Genomic DNA, 1,670 nt, shown 5'->3' with positions numbered 1-1,670 from the left:
TTTTGCATTTTTGTAGATTGCTCAAGCTGCTTTTGCACAAAAATCTTTTCATAGGCCTGCACATAGAATAGTACACGTTGCAAACTTTCAAGTACTAAATCATAAACAACCTTTTCCCGAATGTAGTGTGCCGAGCAGTTATCCGAATTCTTGCGATAGGTGGAGCAAAAGAAGTATGCACCCTCAGGTCTATAGTTGTTCGTCACGCTGTAATACAACTTCCCGCCGCAATCGGCACAATACAAAAGCCCTGAAAATATACTTACTTCACCTGTGCGGTTTTGTCTGCGTTTGTGACTTCGTAGCTCTTGCACCAACTCAAACGTCTCATCGCTAATGATTGCTTCGTGCGTGTTTTCAAACACCTTCCACTCGTCTTTCGGGCGTTCAATCTTCTTTTTATCTTTGAACGAACGTGTTGTAGTGCGGAAATTGACGGTATGTCCGCAATATTCTAGCCGTTGCAATATGTTTGAAACCGTTCTCGCAGCCCACCTATGTGGAACTGCGGGCAGTGCAGTAGTCTTTCGCCCTTGTGTTTGCCAATGCTCCGTTGGTGTAGGAATCTTGGCCTGATAAAGCTGTTTTGCAATCTGCGTTGGGCCATAGCCATCAATACAAAGTTGAAAGATTTTTCGGACAATTTCAGCGGCTTCTTCATCAATGACCCATATGTCCAAACCACCTGAACTCTTTTTGTAGCCATAGGGAATGACTGTTGTCAGCGGTTTACCCGACATTCCCTTATCATGCATTACAGCTCGAACCTTTTTGGACGTATTCTTTGCGTGCATTTCGTTGAACCAGTCCTGGACAGGAAGGAAGTCACTAAGCCCTTCTGATGTGTCGATACTATCCATAACTGCAATATATCGCACATCCAAACGTACGAAATCTTCTTCAAGTAACTGGCCGACGACTAGGCGATTCCTGCCAAGTCTTGAGTGGTCTTTGACAATTATCGTTCCGATTTGTCCTTGCTCTGCAAGCTCCATCAGTTCCATAAATGCCGGTCGGTTGAAACTGACTCCGGAATATCCGTCGTCTACAAAGAATTTTGTGTTTGCAAAGCCGTTTTCTTTTGCGTATTTAGCGAGAATTGATTTTTGATTTTTAACGCTGTTGCTCTCACCTTGCAGCTCGTCATCCCGTGATAATCTGCAATAGAGAGCGGTGATTTTGTTTGACTGTCTGTTCAAAATTTACTCCTTTCTGACAGTCGGATATGATTTTGTAGTTTCGTTATACTACTTTATCCGAGTTAACAATTCAACGTCTTAGCTTGGCAAATTAGTCATCGATACCCAGAAGCCTATCTATTTTTTGCTTTAAGTTCTCACCGTTACGCTCACTAAAATGCGTGCGGACGACATAATATATGCCACCGATTTCTTTAACAAAGTCTGTATCTTTCGGTTTTGAAAAGGTAGCAAAGTATGAGATACGCTCTTCTTTTGACATAGAAAGCAGCATCTTATCAATCTTGTCCAGTGCTTCTCGGAGAGAAATATCCTCGTCAAATTCTTCATTTGTAGTAATGTCTATATAGCTGTTCATAGTAAAACTTCTCGCAAAATTGGGATTGAGAGAAAATATCCTTTCACTATATAGCCCTTGGGAAGGTCAGATTTTCTCCTTTACTTAGAAATATTTTTTATTTCTTTACTTGT

2 protein-coding genes are annotated in these 1,670 nt (G+C 41.4%); both read right to left on the bottom strand.

From position 1 onward, the window contains the following. The coding region (locus GXZ13_08000; GenBank protein NLX75746.1) for a recombinase family protein at positions 1-1,199 on the bottom strand (1,199 nt) is incomplete at its 3' end. Positions 1,200-1,290: 91 nt separating this feature from the next. Then, entirely contained in the window at positions 1,291-1,461 is a 171-nt protein-coding gene (locus tag GXZ13_07995; GenBank protein ID NLX75745.1) for a hypothetical protein, read from the bottom strand. Between the last annotated feature and the right edge of the window lie 209 nt (positions 1,462-1,670).

Source organism: Synergistaceae bacterium (assembly GCA_012728235.1).
Taxonomy (GTDB): Bacteria; Synergistota; Synergistia; order Synergistales; family Synergistaceae; genus JAAYFL01.
Note: the sequence above shows the minus strand (reverse complement) of the source record. Positions and strands in the feature narration are given on the sequence as shown.

Coding starts and splice junctions, on each gene's coding strand:
- GXZ13_07995 (NLX75745.1), bottom strand. CDS start 1,461: ATGTCAAAAGAAGAGCGTATCTCATACTTTGCTACCTTTTCAAAACCG.